Here is a 17,893-nt window from a genome sequence, read left to right as displayed (position 1 = left end):
GAAAGAGCCGTCCTTTATATAGGAGGGCTCTTTTTGTATGTGATTATATTGAATATAATACTGTGACTCTTGATAAAATATAATAAAATAAATATAAGAAGTCTTATATAAGGGGAATCTAGTATGAAATATAAAATTCATTGGTTGTACAAAACGAAGCGTGGTTTACAAACTGAATTAACAACAGATTATATGAACATAGAAGAAGTGCTTCAATTTGCAGAGGATTTTGAGAAAACAGGAAGGGCGAAAGAACTGTTATTTTTCGATGAAATGGATGCGGAATGGTCATTAAAAGAAATGAAAAAACTGAGTAAGCAAGTGGAGGAAGATCCCCGAGAAATTCAAGTTTATTTTGATGGTGGTTATGATGTACAGACGAAAGAAGCTGGGGTTGGTATATGTGTGTACTATAAAAAAGGAAATACAAATTACCGAATTCGTCGCAATGCATACATAGAAGGCATATATGATAATAACGAAGCGGAGTATGCAGCATTATTATACGGGATGAATACACTCGAGGAATTAGGAATTAAATATGAACCGGTTACACTTCGGGGGGATTCTCAAGTTGTACTGCAGCAATTAGCTGGTGAATGGCCTTGCTATGATGAACATTTAAATCATTACTTAGATCAAATTGAACAAAAAGCGAAGCAAATGAAATTAAAGCTTGTTTGTGAACCGATATCTAGAAAACAAAATAAAGAGGCGCATCAATTAGCAACGCAAGCATTAGAGGGGACGGTAATTGACAGTCATAAAGAAATAACCGAATAGAGAGGTGCCAAGGTGAAGAAAAAGCAACTCATTACAGAGGTAAATGACTTATTAGAGACGTATTGCGAAGGGTGTTTCCTGCAGGAACATAATCGGAAAAATCATAGTAAATACTATGCCCATTCTTTTTGTATACGGCAATGTACGGTTGGAGAGAAGTTGAAAAAGTATGGAGAGCAATTGTCATAAAAAACATCCAGAGAATTTTCTCTGGATGTTTTTTTAATGTTTTGCTTCGTGTAATTGATGCTCACATTTACTTAATTTTTTTTCTTCATTCATGAGAAATGGCTCATCTAAATCTGTCGCAACAGATTTCATAATTTCTAGCTGAGAACGAGCCGCTTCTACTGCAGTAGTGGCATGCTCTAATGTGTCCGGATCCATTGAGATGGTTGCAGAACCTACCATTTTTTGTGCAGTTTCTACACGGAATTTTACTTCTTCAAAATCATTTACATGTGAACCCATTGTTATTGCCTCCTTTGTATTTTGCGCATTTCACATAGTTTTTGCTCTGTAAAAGGGAAATATACAAAGGAATAACAAAGGAGGTTACCAAGTTAGGTAACCTCCTGTCGTATGCTGTATTAAAGTTTTACTACGTTAGCAGCTTGAGGTCCACGGTTTCCTTCAGTAATGTCGAAAGATACTTCTTGACCTTCCTCTAAAGCTTTGTAGCCGTCACCTTGAATAGCAGAGAAATGTACGAATACATCATCAGAGCCGTCCATTTCGATAAATCCAAAACCTTTTTCATTGTTAAACCATTTTACTTTTCCTTGCATGTTACAATTCCTCCTAAAAAACGATTACTTTTTTCATTTAGTGAAATTCATTGAAAAGAAAATATATTTTAAAAATGCTATATTCTAGAATATTCTGCTAAATGATTAATTTAAATATACACGTATTGGTAGAATTTAGTCAAGTAAGCGGTTTTATTTTTTGTATTTTTAAATAACTTTCCGCTCAAATTTTTAATAAGGTATAGGACAAGCCGCGTATGTAATATTCTTAAATGAAAGCTGTACATAATGAGGTGAAAGAATGAATGAGTCTTATTTATTAGATAATGAAGGAATGAAAAATAGAGTCGACATACCGAATTGGGTTGCAAAAGAATTTCATGATTTTTCGAATGTCGTGCTAGAACCAACTTTTCCGTGTTATTTCGGTTTAACAGCTTTGAAAAAGAATGAACTTCGTTATTCATTTCTCTCTCATAATGATTGGGGGCATTTACCTAATACAATGTTATCTTTTTTGGAGTTAATGAAAGAACGGCCAATTGTAAGAAGAGGATTTTTTCTTTTTGTAGAACCGGAATGTGAAGAGAAATCAATCGAATATTATCGAGATTATTTTTGGAACGTACTACAATATTTACATGAAAACGATGATCAAACATGGCCGAAGCAAATTCCAACAGATCCAGATCATTATTTATGGGAATTTTCATTTGGTGGTGAACCGATATTTGCGTTTGGAAATGCACCGGCTTATAAACAGCGAAAGACTAGGCATTTAGGAAATTCTCTCGTTATTGGATTCCAGCCACGAACTATTTTCGAGGGTTTAGAAGGAGATCGTCCTAAAGGCTCATACTCGAGACAAATGGTTCGTGAGCGAGTTGAAAAGTGGGATCAGCTACCGAAGCATCCTAACATTAGTCACTATGGCGATTCTGACCATCGTGAATGGAAGCAATATTTTATTGGAGATGATATAGAGCCGATTAAAGGTAAATGTCCTTTTCATCATAGGATAGTGAAATAAGAGCCATCAACTGGATGGCTCTTTTGTATATTTTGGATAAAAAAGGGTATTGTATTAGTGAATAATTTTTATGAAAGCTAGTCTATTTTCTATATTTGCATCATTACTTAATAGTAAAAGAAGTAGAAAGGATAGAGAGATGTTTGGAGCAATTATACAACAAATAGTATTGGGTATTTCATTAGCTGCACCGGTAGGTCCAATTAATATTGAAATGTTGAAACGTGGAATTGAACGTGGATTTTGGCATGCGTGGATTGTTGGAATCGGAGGAATGACTGCTGATATTTTGTTTATGCTTCTTATTTATTTTGGTTTATCTTCTGTGTTTATGTATACATATGTACAAGCTTTTATGTACTGCACTGGGTTTTTCCTGTTATTTTATTTAGGATTTCAAAGTGTAAAACAAGGAATCTCCCACTCGAATATGGAATATAACAAAGAAGAGGTAGGTGGACTTAAACAATCCTTTATGGCGGGATTTTTAATTGCGATATCCAACCCATTAAATCTTGTTTTTTGGTTTGGCATATACGGAAGTACACTTAGCTCATTGCTTACAAGGGTAACGAAACAAGAAGCTTTTTTGTACAGTCTTTGCATTATTATTGGTATTATTTTGTGGAACTTAAATATTGCTTTTTCTGTACATTTTGGAAGAACTTTATTAAAACCAAAAGCACTTGGCTATATTACAGCCGGAGCAGGTATTATTTTAGTAGGATATTCTATCCATTTTGCATACAAAGCTTTACAGTTGTTCACATAAGATTGAAGGGGAGATTTTTATGTATCGAACCACTATTGACGGAAAAGAAATTATCATCACATTAGCACCAAAAATCCGAAAAGAAATTACTGACAGGAACCCATTATATGAAGCGGTATTTAAAAATGCAGCAAGGTTGCTGCAAACGAAACAACCAACGTTTGCGGTAAATCATGAAATATTTGGGCTTATTATTGGAGAAGTACAAAGGGGTGAAGTAACAGTGTTTGCAGTAGAACACATTATCCCGAAGCAAAATATATTTGGTCCGAACACTTTTTTCTCGACAATAGAACAGCAGGCAAATTTGTAAAGTGAATAGAATAAGAATAAAATAGAAAAGAAATAGTCGTAACGATATGTTACGGCTGTTTTTTTGGAAAAGGGGGAAGAAAGATGAAGAGAGTGGTAAAGGGGTTCTTTTTGCAACATGATATTGTTATTATGTATAGTGTTCTATTAATTTTTATCTTTATTTTAAAAATGCAATTTTTCACATGGATCGGTATGTTAGCGTGTCTGTTTGGTATTGTTTTTTATACGTTTAACGAGTATATGACACATCGTTTTTTATTCCATTTAAAGCCGCCTAAAAATGCATTTTTATTAAAAATGTTAAGAAGATTACATTATGATCATCACGTATATCCGGATGATTTGAAACTTTTATTTTTGCCTGTATGGTTTAGTATACCTAGTTTCACTATATATTTACTTATATCATATGGTATTACAAAAAGTGTTACTGTTACACTTTCATTTGGAGTCGGAATGATTATCATGCTCCTCGTTTATGAATGGAAACATTATATTGCACATAAGCCGATTCGTCCCTTCACTAAGTTTGGAAGATGGCTAAAAAAACAGCACATATTACACCATTATAAAAATGAAAAGTTTTGGTTTGGTGTTTCAAATCCAGTATTCGATTTTATATTTGGAACGCTTAAAGATGGAAAAGAAGTTGAATTAAGCCAAACAGCTCGTAATTTAGAAAAAGAGAAAAAGACAGAAGCGGTGCGATAAGCACTACTTTTTTTATCCCGATTGGTGTGGATTGAAGTACGCGGATTTTATGGTGAAAAAGTATATTAAAAACTTAGGGGAAAATGCCGAAAAATGTCTATCGAAAAATCTTTGCAGGAATGTACGGATTGTCTAAAATGAAAATAAGTTTCTGAATATTTATAAAATTTAGTCTTTAGGTATGCAAGGGGGAAGTGTATCTCAAGTAAGAGAGGGGACCAGAGAATGAAACGAGATGATACGTCAGCACGTAAGTTACAAAATGAGGTGAATTATACAGAGGTTGTTCAGTCTGAAGAGTTTCAATTGTTATTAAATACGAAAAAGAAGTTTATCATTCCGATGAGTATTTTCTTTTTAAGTTTTTTTATTACATTACCTGTTTTAACATCGTATTCAAAGGTGCTTAATACACCGGTATTTGGTGATGTTACATGGGCGTGGGTATTTGCATTTGCACAATTTATAATGACATGGGCATTATGTATGATTTATAGCAAAAAAGCAGAATCCTTTGATGAAATCTCGCAAAAAATTCTGCAAGATATGCAAAAGGGGAGGGGCTGAATTTGAATACTACTGCTTTTGCACTATTTTTAATTATCGTCCTTGGTACACTTGTTATCACGTATTTCGCATCGAAAAAAACGAAAAATGCGAGTGAGTTTTATACGGCTGGAGGGGGATTAACTGGTTGGCAAAATGGTCTGGCCATTGCTGGGGATTATATGTCTGCTGCGTCATTTCTTGGTATCGCTGGGGCAATAGCGTTAACTGGGTTTGATGGTTTCTTTTATAGTATAGGCTTCTTAGTTGCTTACTTAGTTGTATTGTACCTAGTTGCAGAACCGCTTAGAAATTTAGGGAAGTATACGCTAGCAGATATGATTGCGGCGCGTTTTGATGCAAAGAAGGTTCGCGGTATTGCAGCACTTAACACGATGACTATTTCGATTTTTTATATGATTGCACAATTAGTCGGTGCAGGTGCACTTATTAAATTATTATTAGGAATAGAATATACGACATCCGTTTTAATTGTTGGTACACTCATGACAGTGTACGTTATTTTTGGAGGTATGACTGCTACGAGTTGGGTACAAATTGTAAAGGCTGTACTACTTATGGCAGGTACATTTATTATTTCTGTTATCGTTTTCGCGAAATTTAATTTTAGTGTGACAGAAATGTTCGCTCAAATGAAAACAGCTACTCCATTGAAGGAATCATTTTTAAATCCAGGAGTAAAGTATAAAGATGGTCTCGATACACTTTCTTTAAATTTAGGACTAGTTCTTGGTACAGCGGGATTACCGCATATTCTTGTCCGCTTTTTTACAGTACGTGATGCAAAAACGGCACGTCAATCTGTTGTGTACGCTACGTGGTTAATTGGAGCATTTTATATTATGACGATTTTCTTAGGATTTGGTGCAGCGGCGTTTGTAGGGAATGAGGCAATTATTAAAGCAAATCCAGCCGGTAATATGGCAGCACCTTTATTAGCTAAAGCACTAGGTGGAGATTTCTTATTCGCATTCGTATCGGCGATTGCTTTTGCAACAATTTTAGCTGTAGTAGCAGGTCTTGTATTAACAGCGGCTTCCGCATTTGCTCATGATTTTTATAACGAGATTATTCGAAAAGGAAAATCAACGGAAAAAGAACAAGTTTCAATGGCTCGTTATGCGTCTATTGGAGTAGCGATAGTATCTATTATACTTGCTTTATTTGCGCAAACATTAAACGTAGCATTTTTAGTATCACTAGCATTTGCAGTTGCTGCTAGTGCAAACCTACCAGTTATATTATTTACAATATATTGGAAGCGCTTTAATACAACGGGTGCAATTTGTGGTATGATCGTTGGTCTTGTATCAGCAATTGTTCTCGTAGCGTTAAGTCCAAACGTTTGGAATCCTGTAGTTGGAAAAGCTATTTTTGTCGGGGAAGCGATATTCCCATATACGACACCTGGAATTGTTTCAATTCCGCTTGGATTCCTTGCAGCATATTTAGGAACTATTTTCTCTAGTAAGAAAGAAGATGCAGCGAAGTTTGATGAAATTCTTGTGAAATCTAATACTGGTCATGGAATTAGTGATGCATCTACACATTAAAAAAGAGGAGCTTTTCGAATTATGAGAAAAGCTCCTCTTATTTTTGTCATTTTCTTATAAATATTACATTATTTTTGGTAGGATTTGTCTTGGTTTTGTGGAATGAAAATAGCAGGGAGAAATTTAACTCATCATGGCACCAGCGCAGCTTTGTGAAAAATAAGTTGTTATGGAAGGTGGAAGAAATGATGAAAACAAAACAAACAGATGAATTATTAGCAAAAGACGAGCAATATGTTTGGCACGGAATGCGACCCTTTAGTCCGAATAGTACAATGGTAGGGGCAAAGGCAGAAGGGTGCTGGGTTGAAGATATACAAGGAAAAAGATACTTAGACGGTATGAGTGGTCTTTGGTGTGTAAATAGCGGATATGGAAGAAAAGAGCTCGCAGAGGCAGCTTATAAGCAATTGCAAACATTATCATACTTTCCGATGTCACAATCACATGAACCAGCAATTAAGCTCGCTGAAAAGTTAAACGAGTGGCTTGGTGGAGAGTATGTTATATTCTTCTCTAATAGTGGATCAGAAGCGAATGAAACAGCTTTTAAAATAGCAAGACAATATTATGCTCAAAAAGGTGAACCGCATCGTTACAAATTTATGTCACGTTATCGTGGTTATCACGGAAACACAATGGCAACGATGGCAGCGACTGGACAAGCACAGCGTAGATACCAATATGAGCCATTTGCGTCAGGATTTTTACATGTAACGCCTCCAGATTGTTACCGTATGCCAGAAATGGAATCACAAAATATTTATGATGTAGAGTGTGTGAAAGAAGTCGATCGTGTTATGACATGGGAATTAAGTGAAACGATAGCAGCATTTATTATGGAGCCAATCATTACAGGTGGAGGTATTTTAATGCCGCCACAAGACTATATGAAAGCTGTTCACGAAACATGTCAAAAACATGGGGCATTACTCATTAGCGATGAAGTTATTTGCGGTTTCGGGCGTACAGGAAAAGCTTTTGGATTTATGAATTATGATGTGAAGCCAGATATTATTACAATGGCTAAAGGTATTACGAGCGCATACTTACCCTTATCAGCAACAGCTGTGAAAAAAGAAATTTATGAGGCATTTAAAGGAACAGGAGAATATGAATTCTTCCGCCATATTAATACATTTGGTGGCAATCCAGCGGCTTGTGCATTAGCGCTTAAAAACTTAGAGATTATGGAAAATGAAAATTTAATTGAGCGCTCTGCACAAATGGGTTCGCTTTTATTAGAGCAATTAAAAGAAGAAATCGGAGAACATCCACTTGTTGGGAATATTAGAGGGAAAGGGCTATTAGTTGGGATCGAACTAGTAAATGATAAAGAAACGAAAGAGCCAATTGATAATGATAAAATCGCAACTGTTGTAAATGCCTGTAAAGAAAAAGGACTTATTATTGGGCGTAACGGTATGACAACAGCAGGATATAATAATGTCTTAACATTGGCACCGCCGCTCGTTATATCAAGTGAAGAAATTGCTTTCGTTGTTGGTACGTTGAAGACGGCGATGGAGCGTATTTAATTAATTGAGCGAGCTGTAATATACAGCTCGCTTTTGTTTATTACGTGAAATAGGATAGCTTTTTAAAGGAAGGGATATTAATGGAGAAATATGACCCTAGTAAACATTATCACATTGGATATTATGAAGATGGATATGATTTAGAAGTGACAGCGTATAAAAGAATAAATGAACCAATTTGGGATGCCTATATTCCACACTATGAGGTAGATGATTTTTACAAAAAAGTGGAGGAAATGAAGCTAGGTGAATATATAGATGATTATGGCATTAAGGTGTATTCATTTAGTAATGATATCGATGATGAAGAAGCGCGAACTATGTTTGAAAATTGGTTAAAAATGAATGGAATTGTTTAAAGATAAAATGAAAAAGGAGATTACTATCTTATAAGATAGCAATCTCCTTTTATTATATGAAACTTATTTACTTGCTTTCATTGCTTTATCTTTTGCACCAAAAGTGTATTTTAACATTGGTGGTGTAATCATTGTAGTTAAAATAACGACAATAACGATAGCTGTAAAGTAATCTTGTGCTAATAGGCCAGAAGAAAGTCCTGTTCCTGCGATGATAAGAGCGACTTCACCACGAGAAACCATTCCGGCACCGATAATTGCAGAAGACTTAGCGTCAAATCCAGTCATACGTGCACCGAATCCACAACCAATTAGTTTCGTTAATACAGCGATTACTGTTAATGCTAGGATGAACCAAATTTGATTACCAATACCATCAAATGTAATATTCATACCGATACTTACGAAGAATACTGGTACGAACATTGCGTAAGCGATTGGTTCTACTTTCTTTTCTACTTCATGTTTGTAGTTCGTTTGAGAAATTGCGATACCAGCTGCGAAAGCACCGATAATACCAGCAATTCCTAATAATTCGCCGAAATACGCGAATGAGAAACAGATAATAAGAGCCGCGCTCACGATAGACTCAGATACGCGTAGTGGTGATAACCAACGCATAATCGCTGGAACACCTTTCCATCCGATTAAAATAATAGAGGCGAAGAATACAACTTTCTTCAAGATAACCATTGTTAAGTTAACATCGTCTGTACCTAAGAAGCTCATTGCGAATGCTAATAAGATAACAACAAGAATGTCATCAAATACAGCAGCGCCAAGCATTGTTGTACTTTCACGTGTTTTCATTTTACCTAAATCACGAAGTGTTTGAACGGAAATACTAACACTTGTCGCACATAGAAGTAATCCTAAAAATACAGCGTTCCCTTGTTCCATTCCCATAACAAGACCGGAAACGTAACCACCTACGAATGGAAGAATGATACCTCCGAGTGCAACTGCTAAAGAAGAATTACGATTTGCGTTTAATTCTTCTAAGTCTGTTTCAAGTCCAGCCATGAACATTAACAGAATAACCCCGACGTTACTTAATTGTGTTAGAAGCTCTGAATTTTCAATCCAACCAAATACAGCTGGACCGATAACGATACCGACAATTAATTTACCTAGTACAGAAGGTTGACCTAATCTAACACTAAGGTCACCAGCAAGCTTTGTACTTAATAAAATAAGTGCAATTTGAAAGAAAAATTCGAATTCCATCGGATCCTCTCCTCATCATTTTTATTTTTATCATACGATTTCTCGGAATTTGCCTAATGAAAATATGTAAAACCCATTAAACAAAGGGTCTTATTACAAGTTCTTTTGAACTCGTAATTTGAACCTGTAATTAATATATAATAAAATTTATTAAAAATCAATGAAAAAATAGCAGATTTTCATGAGAGGATTCGTTTTAGAAATGGAAGATATAGATATATAATAAGAAGTAATAAAGTTTACATATAATGAATGGAGAAAGAAAAATGTTATTAAATCAACGTTTTACCATTGGAGAAATGGCGAAAATGCATAATATAGCGGAATCTACATTACGTTATTATGATGAGAAAGGGATTTTTCATCCGTCAACTGTTGACCCTCAAACAAATTATCGTTATTACACAATTGATCAGTTTTCACTATTAGATACGATTAAATTTTTACGCCAATTGAACATCCCGTTAAAGGAAATAAAGAAATATATTGATGAAAGAAACCCATCGTATGCGCTGAATTTACTTGAAAAACAACAAGAAATGATGTTGAAAAAGCAAAGAGAAATTGAGTATGCTTTGGCAAAAATGGAGCATAAAATCCATTTAATGAAGAAAGCGACGAAATCTGAAGCGAATCAAATTATTTATAAAAAGATACCGAAACGAAAAATTACAGCAATTGCAGTTGCGCCTAATACAACGGATGATATGTTTGAGTATTATATCCATTCATTGCAAAAAAATATGAAGCAAATCGATAATAGTTTATTTTCAGGAGATATCGGTGTAACAGTCTCAAAGAAAGCATTAATGCAAAATGAGTTTCAAGCATATAACAGTGTGTTTATTCTTTTAGATTACATGCCTTTTCAAGTACATACTTCAGATGAAATAAAAGAAGGGATATTTGCTTGTTCTTATCACCATGGACCATATGAAGAAACAGACACAACGTATATGGAATTATTAAAGCACATTGATAATGAAGGATATGAAGTGTGCGGAGATGCACTGGAACTTGCATTAATTGATTGGTCCGTAACAGAAAATCCGGAGGAGCAAGTAACGGAAATTCAAATACCTGTTATTAAAAAGACAAATAAAAAATAGGCTTATATATTTTTCAATTCTCTCTTGACCTTCAAGTTACTTGAAGGTTTAAACTGTGAACAGAGCATTGAAAAAGGAGCATTTATATGATGGAAACAACAGAAAAGTTAAGAGAAAAACCGATAAAAAGTTTATTTATTTCATATTTAATACCAGCTGTTCTTGGAATGGTATTAATGTCAGTTAATATTGTGATTGATGCAGTCATGATTAGTAGAGGAGTGGGCGCAAATGGTCTAGCAGGAGTAAACGTAGCTATTCCAGCGTTTTCAATTTTCTTCTCGATATCATTATGGATTGGAATGGGAGGAGCAACGTTATATTCGATTGCACTAGGTGAAAATAAACTGGAAAGAGCAAGGTCTATTTTTACTCAATCTATGACAGTGGCAGTTATTATCGTAGCTGGTTTAGCAGCTATTTGCTTATGGAGAATAGAAGATATAGCATACTTATTCGGTGCAAATGAAGTGATTTTACCATATGCGTTAGACTATTTACACGTGTTATTAACATTTGGAATGATATACGTGTTAGAAAATATTTTAAGTACATTTATACGAAATGACGGAAATCCTAATTTAGCAATGGCGGGTCTTGTTGTAACGGCTGTATTAAATATAGTGTTTGATTATATCTTTATTTTTATCTTTGGATGGGGCGTAACAGGTGCTGCTTCAGCGACTATTCTTTCAGCGGCGATTGGTTTCCTCGTATTATTATCCCACTTCTTTAGAAAAAGTAGTATTTTAAAATGGACGAAATTCCATTTTGAATGGGATACGATTAAACAAATTATGGTGATTGGTTTCCCGAGTTTTACAGCAGAAAGTACAGTAGCGATTGTAACAATCGGTTTTAATATTGCGTTCGTTCAATATGCAGGAGAACTAGGTGTAGCTTCTTATGCGATGGTGAATAGTATTCATGCAATGACATTACTATTATTCTTCGGTGTTGGTGCAGCATTACAACCAATTGCTAGTTTCCATTATGGTGCAAATTTATCAGAAAGATTACGTGAAGGATTGCAGTTCGCAGTAAAAATTGCGGTAGTACTCGGAGGTATTGCAATTGTTATCGGTTTATTCTTCGGGAAATATATTATTGGTTTATTTGATGTTCAATCGCCAGAACTACTGGAGTTAACGTTAACAGGTATTAGTTTATTCTTTATTCAATATGTATTTTTAGGCTATAACATTGTATATGGAGAGTACTTCCAATCAGTGAGACAAACGAAAAAATCAGTACTTATTATAATGAGCAGAGGTTTACTATTTATTATTCCATTGTTATGGATTATGCCAAAGTTATTTGGGATAAACGGAATTTGGCTCGTTATGCCAGTAGCTGAAGTATTGACAGCAATTATCGTATTTACGATGAATCGTATGAAACATCCTGTTCCGTTAAACATGGCGAGAGAGACAGAAGCAATATAGTGAAGAAAATCCCCTTGAACAAATAAGGGGATTTTTTTATTCTTTTAAACTAATCGCAAAAGATCCATCTGTCTCCTGCACAGAAGCGAAAGCCACATTTTTAATGTTTGTAACACCTTTCTCCTGTAACTCTGCATGTAACCACTTTTCGTTTTTATGGATTAATTTTAAGTTATCGTATTGAATTTGTGAATCAACGATAAGAGCGATTGGTAACCCTGCATACTTAACATCTATATTCATATCTTTTGGCGTCAATGGTACGAGTTCTCTCTTTGGTAAAATACTTATAGATCCATTTGATTCTAAAATTGCATATTCAATTTCATGAACACTTGGATATCCTGCTACTCGGAGGTTTGAGAGTAATTCGGCAATCGGGTATCTACTTTTCTTTAAGTTCTCAAAAATAATATCTCCATGTTTTATTAAAATAATGGGGTGCCCGAGAATGAAGCGATTTAATTTATTGAATAAACTTAGTTTTGTAAGAAGTAGATGTAAGCATGTAATGGTAACCATGCCGAAAAATGCTTGTAAAGCACCAGCGACTGGTATTGCTTGAAAAGCTAGATAAGATAAAAAAATAATAGCCCCAAAATCATGAGGGGTTAGTTGTGCTAATGCAGATTTACCAAGTAGCTTAAGTGATAGTAAAAATAAGATAAAAAAGAACGATACATTAAATAAAAAGAGAAGCAAGAGGGACACTCCTTCGTGTGAAGTTGTACTTACTATTCCCGAAAGTAATGTGAATATTACCTTTTATAGGATGAATTAGGGTGAATTGGAATTTGGCTGTATACAAACAAATAAATGGATATTATGATGAAGGAAGTAAAGGGAATAGGAGTATATGGATATGAGAAAGAAGAAAATAATTAAGTACATTTTAGTTGTTATAATGATCTTCGCCGTGTATGCGGGGTTTTTACAATATAACATCTATAAGCATGGTCATATGAATGCCACCTACGATGCGGATTATATAATTGTACTAGGATCGAAAGTAAATGGAATAAAACCTTCTTATTCATTGCAATATCGTATTGATAAAGCAGCTGAGTATTTAAAATCACATGAGAAAACAATTGCTATCGCATCTGGAGGCCAAGGAAAAGGTGAAGATATTACAGAAGCATTAGCGATGAAACAAGGATTAATGAAACAAAATATTGCAGAAGACCGCATTATAGTGGAAGACCGTTCGACGAGCACAGATGAGAATATTAAATTTTCAAAACCTCTTATCCCTGAACATATGAAAAAAGGGATGATTGTAACGAACGATTTTCATATGTTCCGAGCGAAAAAGATTGCAGAAAAACAAGGATTGACATTAGAAGGTCTTCCGGCGAAAACACCGAAACCAATTATTATTCAATCGAACGTTCGAGAATATTTAGCGATTACGCAATATTGGTTTATGAATCGAATATAGTGAAAGTGATCCCGCCTGAAATTCTAGGCGGGATTTATTTTGAGGGAAATCTTACAAAAGTGTCATGTTCATGAAAGGTAAAGCGATAGTTTCTAAAAGGGTTTCCTGACATAATGAAGATAACAAAAAACTTTAGAGGTGATTCGGTTGAAAGGAAATAATATTTTATCTTCGCTATGTTACTTTAGTATCTTTTTTGCACCATTTTTACTACCAATTATCGTGTACTTCGTTGCGGAAGATGAAGTGAAATATCATGCAAAAAAAGCATTTTGGTCACATATTTTCCCATACGCAATTTTATTTGGAGGATTGGCACTATCAGGAGTATACGGTTTAAGTTTCAATCAGTCTGAGGGCGTTGGAATTGGGATGGTTATAACGTATGCAGTGTTTATTTTAGTAGGGATTTATTATTTCATTTGGAATATCGTAAAAGGCGTTAAAGTTTTAAAAACGGCGTAACAATAATAGAGTACGGATTTCTTGGTAGTTTCCAGTAAGTTAATATAATTTCATTTACCGTAATGAAAGATACTTATAAAAAAGAGTAATTCAAAAAGAATTGCTCTTTTTGTGCTTATAAGTTGTGAATAATGAAAAAGATATGTTAATTTTTCATTATGAAGAGAAAAAAGGAGTGACTTTCATGAATGAGATGATACATAAGATGGAGCAACACGTTTCAGTTCGTAAATATAAAGAAGAACCAATTTCAAAAGAGGTAGTAGAAAGAATGGTGCAAGCTGCACAACATGCGGCTTCCTCACATTTTGTACAGGCGTATTCTCTTATATATGTAACAGATCAGGGACTAAAGGCTAAACTAGCTGAATTATCCGGGAATCGTCACGTGAAAGACTGCGCAGCATTCTTTGTATGCTGTGCGGATTTAAAACGTTTAGAAACTGCATGTGAGAAACATGGAACAGAAATTAAACATGAGGGAGTAGAGGACTTTATCGTAGCAACAGTAGATGCTTCACTATTTGCACAAAACTTAGCACTTGCAGCTGAATCTTTAGGATACGGCATTTGTTATATTGGTGGAATTCGTAATAACCCGAGAGAAGTGAGTGAATTGCTTCATTTACCGGATAAAGTATATCCTGTGTTTGGAATGACAGTCGGTGTGCCAGATGAAAAACATGGAGTTAAACCACGTTTACCGGTAGCGGCCATTCTTCATGAAAATGGATATGATGAAACGAAATATGATGAATTATTAAACGAATACGATGAAACGATGAGTGCGTATTACAAAGAAAGATCGTTAAATCAAAAAAACGTAACATGGACTGAATCAATGAGTTCATTTATGTCCAAAGAGAAAAGAATGCATATGAAAGAGTTTTTAAATGAAGAAGGATTAAATAAGAAATGAGTAAAAAGGCAAACCTGTGATGCGGGTTTGTCTTTTTTGGAGGAGAAATGTGATTGTTTTCGAATTGGTATAGAGGGAGGCGATAATATGAAAAAAGCTTTAATCTTTTTATTTGATGGATTTGCAGAATTTGAAGTGAATATAGCGAGTTTATTTTTGACAAGTAAGGAGTTCGAAATAATAACAGCAACTGTAGACGGAAAAACAGTTACAGGAGAAGGAGGATTTTTGTGTCAACCACATGTCTCTATAGAGAATATTGAAGTAGTGGATTACGAAGTGTTTATTGTACCAGGAGGACATATTTTTGATCATTTAGAAAATGAAAAGTTGTTATCTATCGTGAACAAATTACATAAGCGAAATAAATGGATAGCGGGTATTTGTGCAGGGACATCTTTACTACATGCAGCAGGCGTACTTAATAAGAAGAAATTCTCAACATCATTAACTCCAGATGAAGAACACTTAGCAGATCTACATGAATGGAAATATAAACAAAAGAAAGATGTAACTGTGGATGGTAAGGTTATTACAGCGGTAGGGTCTGCATATGTTGAATTTGCAGTTGAAATAGTGAGGCAGCTTCATTTATTTAATGAATTTGAAGTGAATGAGAACTTACAATACTTTAAAAATATAACGGGACTTTGCGATGAAACTTTAGTTTAAGTGAATAGCTTTATATTAATACCTAAGTTTAGAAAGCTGTCGATTCTTTCTGAACTTAGGTATTTTGTTTGTTATCCTGTACATAGGAATAAAAATTAATAAATTTTTACAAAAGTGATAGAAAATGAGAATGAAATGCCAATAGTAAGTAAAAGCAGCTGCTAAAGGGGAACTGAGGAAGGAAGATGCTTATGATTTTCAATTCTGAAGAGGATTTAATTATAGCTATGAAAAAACGTGATCAAGATGCTTTGAAAGAAGTGATTGATCAATATGGAAAATTAATTTTGTACATTATTCATAAATCATTAAGTACTCCTATTGAAAAACAATATGTGGACGATTGTTATAACGATGTATTTACTGTCATTTGGTTTCATATTGACCAATTTGATATAGAAAAAGGAAACTTAAAATCTTGGATGATTGGTATTACTAAATTAAAAGCGTTGGAATATAAAAAGAAAGTATATAAAGAGAATAAAATCGATAAAGACGTAGAAATAGATACAGGTATCCATGATAGGTATGAAATAGAACAAGAAGAAGAGATTATGGAAATAGTCCAAGATTTAAATAATAAAGATCGGTATATCTTCTTAAAGAGGTATATTGATGGATATTCCATTGACGATATTGCAAAAGAATTAAAAGTAACGGCGGATTATATATACAATCGAATTTCTCGTGGGAAGAAAAAACTTCAAAAACTGTGGAAAGGGAGTATGTAATATGGATAAAAGATTGTTATCGATGTTAAATGAGCTCCAATATTCAGAGGAAGAAATTACATGTTTAGAAAAAGAGGCGAATGATTCTATAAATATAGATAAATATTATGTGAGAAATGGAGAGTTACTAAAAAAATTAACTTTACAAATGTTAGAAGAATCCATTCGCAACGAATTACAAACTGGTGAAGAAATTGAGAAGGAACTGCTAGCAGACGAAGGATGTATGGTAAATAGTAAAATTATACCCAATATATTATACGTAGGAGCTACTTTTTATTATTATATCGTGTTGACAAATAAGAGAGTGATCATGAAAGGATTAGATTGTTATTTTAAAAAAACAAATGAACATAGTATGCCAATAGAGGATATACAATCCATTTCGCAACATAAAAAAATGAAAAATGTCTTTGAGATTAAATATAATAACAATTATATACAATTTGGAAGTATCGAGTATGAACATGAAATTGCAATGATTATGATAGAGTTAAAAAAACGTGGAGTAAAAGTAGGGAAATATACAGATTTAGAAAAAGGTTGGATGATTTTTTTCAGTGTATTTGTAATAGTGATGGGTGGGCTCATAGCTTTACCATATTTAACATAAAACGATAAAAGCGGCATAATAGCCGCTTTTTATCGTTTAGTTAGTTTGTATTAATGATTTTGTAGCTTTAAAATACAACAATAATTCCGTTGAATCTATGTATTATTGCACAAACTACAGCACCATCTATAACAAATGCAAACTGTCAATAAGAAGATAAATACCTGTACAGCTCAAAAGGATGTATGTGAATATTTTGAAAACTTGTTGATTAAGCCATTTGAAAATAATTTGACCTATAAACAAACCTAAAAATACAATTGGAATTGCATAAAAACTTGATTTCCAAATTGTTATGTCCGTTCCAGTAAAGAGTATTTGAGTTAGTAGACTAATGAAATATATAAACAGATAAAAAGCTAATGTAGTTGCTCTCAACTTCTCTTTTTCAGTATCAGTTCCTGTAAAGTAAAGTAACAAAGGAGGTCCGGGCATACCGATACTCGTCGTTAAAAGTCCAGATAATCCACCAACTATGAAATCTCTAAACGGTGTTGATCTAACTTTAACATTGCATATTAGCAACAATGTTAATAGTAAGAGTAGGGTGCTAATTGTTAATTTAAAAGTGTTTATGTTAACGGAAATGAAGATTAAAATTCCAAAAGGTACACCGGCTATACTTCCAAAAATAAACCGTTTCAGTAAAATAAAATCAACGTCCATTCTTATTTTCCAAATGAGTGATATGGAAATAATTAATGATAAAATAATGTTTATTTGTATAGCTTCTTGCGGTAGAAATAACATGAGTAAGAAAGGTGTTGCCATTATAGAAAAGCCAAAACCTGTACTGGCTTGTAAAATAGAAGCCACTAATATAATACATATGAAAATGAATATAGTATTCAAAAAAGCCCTCCTACATAATCGAATCTAATACATATTTTAACA

General features: G+C 34.0%; 23 protein-coding genes. 18 read left to right on the top strand and 5 right to left on the bottom strand.

Translation table 11 applies throughout. The annotated features are described in order from the left end of the window. Positions 1 to 123 precede the first annotated feature (123 nt). Entirely contained in the window at positions 124 to 783 is a 660-nt protein-coding gene (locus JDS80_RS05225) for a ribonuclease H family protein (RefSeq protein WP_071744972.1), read from the top strand. Between the two features lie 12 nt (positions 784 to 795). Next, positions 796 to 972, top strand: coding sequence for a zinc-finger domain-containing protein (locus JDS80_RS05220; protein WP_071744973.1), 177 nt, complete (start codon positions 796 to 798; stop codon positions 970 to 972). A gap of 33 nt (positions 973 to 1,005) precedes the next feature. Here the strand turns inward: JDS80_RS05220 and JDS80_RS05215 are convergent, their stop codons facing one another. Together JDS80_RS05215 and cspB are read right to left on the bottom strand one after the other, a co-directional pair. Continuing rightward, positions 1,006 to 1,254: a DUF2564 family protein gene (locus JDS80_RS05215; RefSeq protein WP_002117839.1), complete on the bottom strand. Its 249-nt coding sequence runs from the start codon at positions 1,252 to 1,254 to the stop codon at positions 1,006 to 1,008. A gap of 119 nt (positions 1,255 to 1,373) precedes the next feature. Then, positions 1,374 to 1,571, bottom strand: coding sequence for a cold shock-like protein CspB (gene cspB, locus JDS80_RS05210; protein WP_001161729.1), 198 nt, complete (start codon positions 1,569 to 1,571; stop codon positions 1,374 to 1,376). Positions 1,572 to 1,833: 262 nt separating this feature from the next. Here cspB and JDS80_RS05205 point away from each other — a divergent pair, with 262 nt between their 5' ends. From JDS80_RS05205 to JDS80_RS05170, 8 genes are all read left to right on the top strand, one after another. Then, a complete protein-coding gene (locus JDS80_RS05205; protein ID WP_199637371.1) occupies positions 1,834 to 2,562 on the top strand; it encodes a YqcI/YcgG family protein in 729 nt (242 codons plus the stop codon). Positions 2,563 to 2,701: 139 nt separating this feature from the next. Continuing rightward, entirely contained in the window at positions 2,702 to 3,334 is a 633-nt protein-coding gene (locus JDS80_RS05200) for a LysE family transporter (protein WP_199637505.1), read from the top strand. A gap of 19 nt (positions 3,335 to 3,353) precedes the next feature. Beyond that, positions 3,354 to 3,647, top strand: a complete 294-nt coding sequence (locus JDS80_RS05195; RefSeq protein ID WP_000286371.1) for a hypothetical protein — start codon at positions 3,354 to 3,356, stop codon at positions 3,645 to 3,647. A gap of 83 nt (positions 3,648 to 3,730) precedes the next feature. Further along, entirely contained in the window at positions 3,731 to 4,360 is a 630-nt protein-coding gene (locus JDS80_RS05190; RefSeq protein ID WP_199637369.1) for a sterol desaturase family protein, read from the top strand. 225 nt (positions 4,361 to 4,585) lie between these two features. Next, positions 4,586 to 4,927 (top strand): DUF485 domain-containing protein, encoded by a 342-nt coding sequence (locus JDS80_RS05185; RefSeq protein ID WP_199637367.1) that lies wholly within the window; start codon positions 4,586 to 4,588, stop codon positions 4,925 to 4,927. Positions 4,928 to 4,929: 2 nt separating this feature from the next. Then, entirely contained in the window at positions 4,930 to 6,480 is a 1,551-nt protein-coding gene (locus JDS80_RS05180; protein WP_206774486.1) for a solute symporter family protein, read from the top strand. Positions 6,481 to 6,668: 188 nt separating this feature from the next. Continuing rightward, positions 6,669 to 8,018: an aspartate aminotransferase family protein gene (locus JDS80_RS05175; protein ID WP_199637365.1), complete on the top strand. Its 1,350-nt coding sequence runs from the start codon at positions 6,669 to 6,671 to the stop codon at positions 8,016 to 8,018. Between the two features lie 80 nt (positions 8,019 to 8,098). Next, positions 8,099 to 8,377 carry a DUF3986 family protein gene (locus JDS80_RS05170; protein ID WP_002030895.1) on the top strand — a complete coding sequence of 93 codons (279 nt, stop codon included), beginning with the start codon at positions 8,099 to 8,101 and terminating at the stop codon, positions 8,375 to 8,377. A 63-nt stretch (positions 8,378 to 8,440) separates the two neighbouring features. Here JDS80_RS05170 and JDS80_RS05165 read toward each other — a convergent pair whose 3' ends face one another. Beyond that, complete coding sequence (locus JDS80_RS05165; RefSeq protein WP_199637363.1) at positions 8,441 to 9,604, bottom strand: cation:proton antiporter; 1,164 nt, start codon at positions 9,602 to 9,604, stop codon at positions 8,441 to 8,443. Positions 9,605 to 9,870: 266 nt separating this feature from the next. Between JDS80_RS05165 and JDS80_RS05160 the strand changes: the two genes are divergently transcribed. Both JDS80_RS05160 and JDS80_RS05155 read left to right on the top strand, forming a co-directional pair. After that, the gene (locus JDS80_RS05160; RefSeq protein ID WP_071744981.1) at positions 9,871 to 10,713 is read left to right on the top strand and encodes a MerR family transcriptional regulator; all 843 of its coding nucleotides are present in this window, start codon (positions 9,871 to 9,873) and stop codon (positions 10,711 to 10,713) included. An 89-nt stretch (positions 10,714 to 10,802) separates the two neighbouring features. After that, positions 10,803 to 12,158: an MATE family efflux transporter gene (locus JDS80_RS05155; protein WP_199637502.1), complete on the top strand. Its 1,356-nt coding sequence runs from the start codon at positions 10,803 to 10,805 to the stop codon at positions 12,156 to 12,158. 36 nt (positions 12,159 to 12,194) lie between these two features. On the opposite strand, the gene JDS80_RS05150 is transcribed toward JDS80_RS05155, so the two are convergent. Further along, positions 12,195 to 12,860 carry a DUF421 domain-containing protein gene (locus JDS80_RS05150; RefSeq protein ID WP_199637361.1) on the bottom strand — a complete coding sequence of 222 codons (666 nt, stop codon included), beginning with the start codon at positions 12,858 to 12,860 and terminating at the stop codon, positions 12,195 to 12,197. 160 nt (positions 12,861 to 13,020) lie between these two features. Between JDS80_RS05150 and JDS80_RS05145 the strand changes: the two genes are divergently transcribed. The 6 genes from JDS80_RS05145 (at position 13,021) to JDS80_RS05120 (ending at position 16,999) form a co-directional block, all read left to right on the top strand. Next, on the top strand, positions 13,021 to 13,599 hold the full coding sequence (locus JDS80_RS05145; RefSeq protein WP_199637359.1) for a YdcF family protein: 579 nt from the start codon (positions 13,021 to 13,023) through the stop codon (positions 13,597 to 13,599). 147 nt (positions 13,600 to 13,746) lie between these two features. Then, positions 13,747 to 14,064 (top strand): magnetosome magnetite crystal formation protein family, encoded by a 318-nt coding sequence (locus JDS80_RS05140; protein WP_199637358.1) that lies wholly within the window; start codon positions 13,747 to 13,749, stop codon positions 14,062 to 14,064. A gap of 184 nt (positions 14,065 to 14,248) precedes the next feature. Continuing rightward, on the top strand, positions 14,249 to 14,983 hold the full coding sequence (nfsA, locus tag JDS80_RS05135) for an oxygen-insensitive NADPH nitroreductase (RefSeq protein WP_199637356.1): 735 nt from the start codon (positions 14,249 to 14,251) through the stop codon (positions 14,981 to 14,983). Positions 14,984 to 15,070: 87 nt separating this feature from the next. After that, entirely contained in the window at positions 15,071 to 15,655 is a 585-nt protein-coding gene (locus tag JDS80_RS05130) for a DJ-1/PfpI family protein (protein WP_097831664.1), read from the top strand. A 185-nt stretch (positions 15,656 to 15,840) separates the two neighbouring features. Beyond that, positions 15,841 to 16,386 (top strand): sigma-70 family RNA polymerase sigma factor, encoded by a 546-nt coding sequence (locus tag JDS80_RS05125; protein WP_199637354.1) that lies wholly within the window; start codon positions 15,841 to 15,843, stop codon positions 16,384 to 16,386. Between the two features lies 1 nt (position 16,387). Then, positions 16,388 to 16,999 (top strand): PH domain-containing protein, encoded by a 612-nt coding sequence (locus tag JDS80_RS05120; RefSeq protein ID WP_199637352.1) that lies wholly within the window; start codon positions 16,388 to 16,390, stop codon positions 16,997 to 16,999. Between the two features lie 126 nt (positions 17,000 to 17,125). Here JDS80_RS05120 and JDS80_RS05115 read toward each other — a convergent pair whose 3' ends face one another. Then, positions 17,126 to 17,851: a sulfite exporter TauE/SafE family protein gene (locus JDS80_RS05115; RefSeq protein ID WP_199637350.1), complete on the bottom strand. Its 726-nt coding sequence runs from the start codon at positions 17,849 to 17,851 to the stop codon at positions 17,126 to 17,128. Positions 17,852 to 17,893: the final 42 nt, after the last annotated feature.

The organism is Bacillus cereus group sp. N8 (assembly GCF_016483685.1).
GTDB classification, from domain to species: domain Bacteria; phylum Bacillota; class Bacilli; order Bacillales; family Bacillaceae_G; genus Bacillus_A; species Bacillus_A proteolyticus.
Note: the sequence above shows the minus strand (reverse complement) of the source record. Positions and strands in the feature narration are given on the sequence as shown.

Excerpts from the sequence above, each read along its gene's own strand:
- JDS80_RS05225 (WP_071744972.1), top strand. The coding sequence starts at position 124 with ATGAAATATAAAATTCATTGGTTGTACAAAACGAAGCGTGGTTTACAA.
- JDS80_RS05215 (WP_002117839.1), bottom strand. The coding sequence starts at position 1,254 with ATGGGTTCACATGTAAATGATTTTGAAGAAGTAAAATTCCGTGTAGAA.
- cspB (WP_001161729.1), bottom strand. The coding sequence starts at position 1,571 with ATGCAAGGAAAAGTAAAATGGTTTAACAATGAAAAAGGTTTTGGATTT.
- JDS80_RS05205 (WP_199637371.1), top strand. The coding sequence starts at position 1,834 with ATGAATGAGTCTTATTTATTAGATAATGAAGGAATGAAAAATAGAGTC.
- JDS80_RS05200 (WP_199637505.1), top strand. The coding sequence starts at position 2,702 with ATGTTTGGAGCAATTATACAACAAATAGTATTGGGTATTTCATTAGCT.
- JDS80_RS05195 (WP_000286371.1), top strand. The coding sequence starts at position 3,354 with ATGTATCGAACCACTATTGACGGAAAAGAAATTATCATCACATTAGCA.
- JDS80_RS05190 (WP_199637369.1), top strand. The coding sequence starts at position 3,731 with ATGAAGAGAGTGGTAAAGGGGTTCTTTTTGCAACATGATATTGTTATT.
- JDS80_RS05185 (WP_199637367.1), top strand. The coding sequence starts at position 4,586 with ATGAAACGAGATGATACGTCAGCACGTAAGTTACAAAATGAGGTGAAT.
- JDS80_RS05175 (WP_199637365.1), top strand. The coding sequence starts at position 6,669 with ATGAAAACAAAACAAACAGATGAATTATTAGCAAAAGACGAGCAATAT.
- JDS80_RS05170 (WP_002030895.1), top strand. The coding sequence starts at position 8,099 with ATGGAGAAATATGACCCTAGTAAACATTATCACATTGGATATTATGAA.
- JDS80_RS05165 (WP_199637363.1), bottom strand. The coding sequence starts at position 9,604 with ATGGAATTCGAATTTTTCTTTCAAATTGCACTTATTTTATTAAGTACA.
- JDS80_RS05160 (WP_071744981.1), top strand. The coding sequence starts at position 9,871 with ATGTTATTAAATCAACGTTTTACCATTGGAGAAATGGCGAAAATGCAT.
- JDS80_RS05155 (WP_199637502.1), top strand. The coding sequence starts at position 10,803 with ATGGAAACAACAGAAAAGTTAAGAGAAAAACCGATAAAAAGTTTATTT.
- JDS80_RS05145 (WP_199637359.1), top strand. The coding sequence starts at position 13,021 with ATGAGAAAGAAGAAAATAATTAAGTACATTTTAGTTGTTATAATGATC.
- nfsA (WP_199637356.1), top strand. The coding sequence starts at position 14,249 with ATGAATGAGATGATACATAAGATGGAGCAACACGTTTCAGTTCGTAAA.
- JDS80_RS05130 (WP_097831664.1), top strand. The coding sequence starts at position 15,071 with ATGAAAAAAGCTTTAATCTTTTTATTTGATGGATTTGCAGAATTTGAA.
- JDS80_RS05125 (WP_199637354.1), top strand. The coding sequence starts at position 15,841 with ATGCTTATGATTTTCAATTCTGAAGAGGATTTAATTATAGCTATGAAA.
- JDS80_RS05120 (WP_199637352.1), top strand. The coding sequence starts at position 16,388 with ATGGATAAAAGATTGTTATCGATGTTAAATGAGCTCCAATATTCAGAG.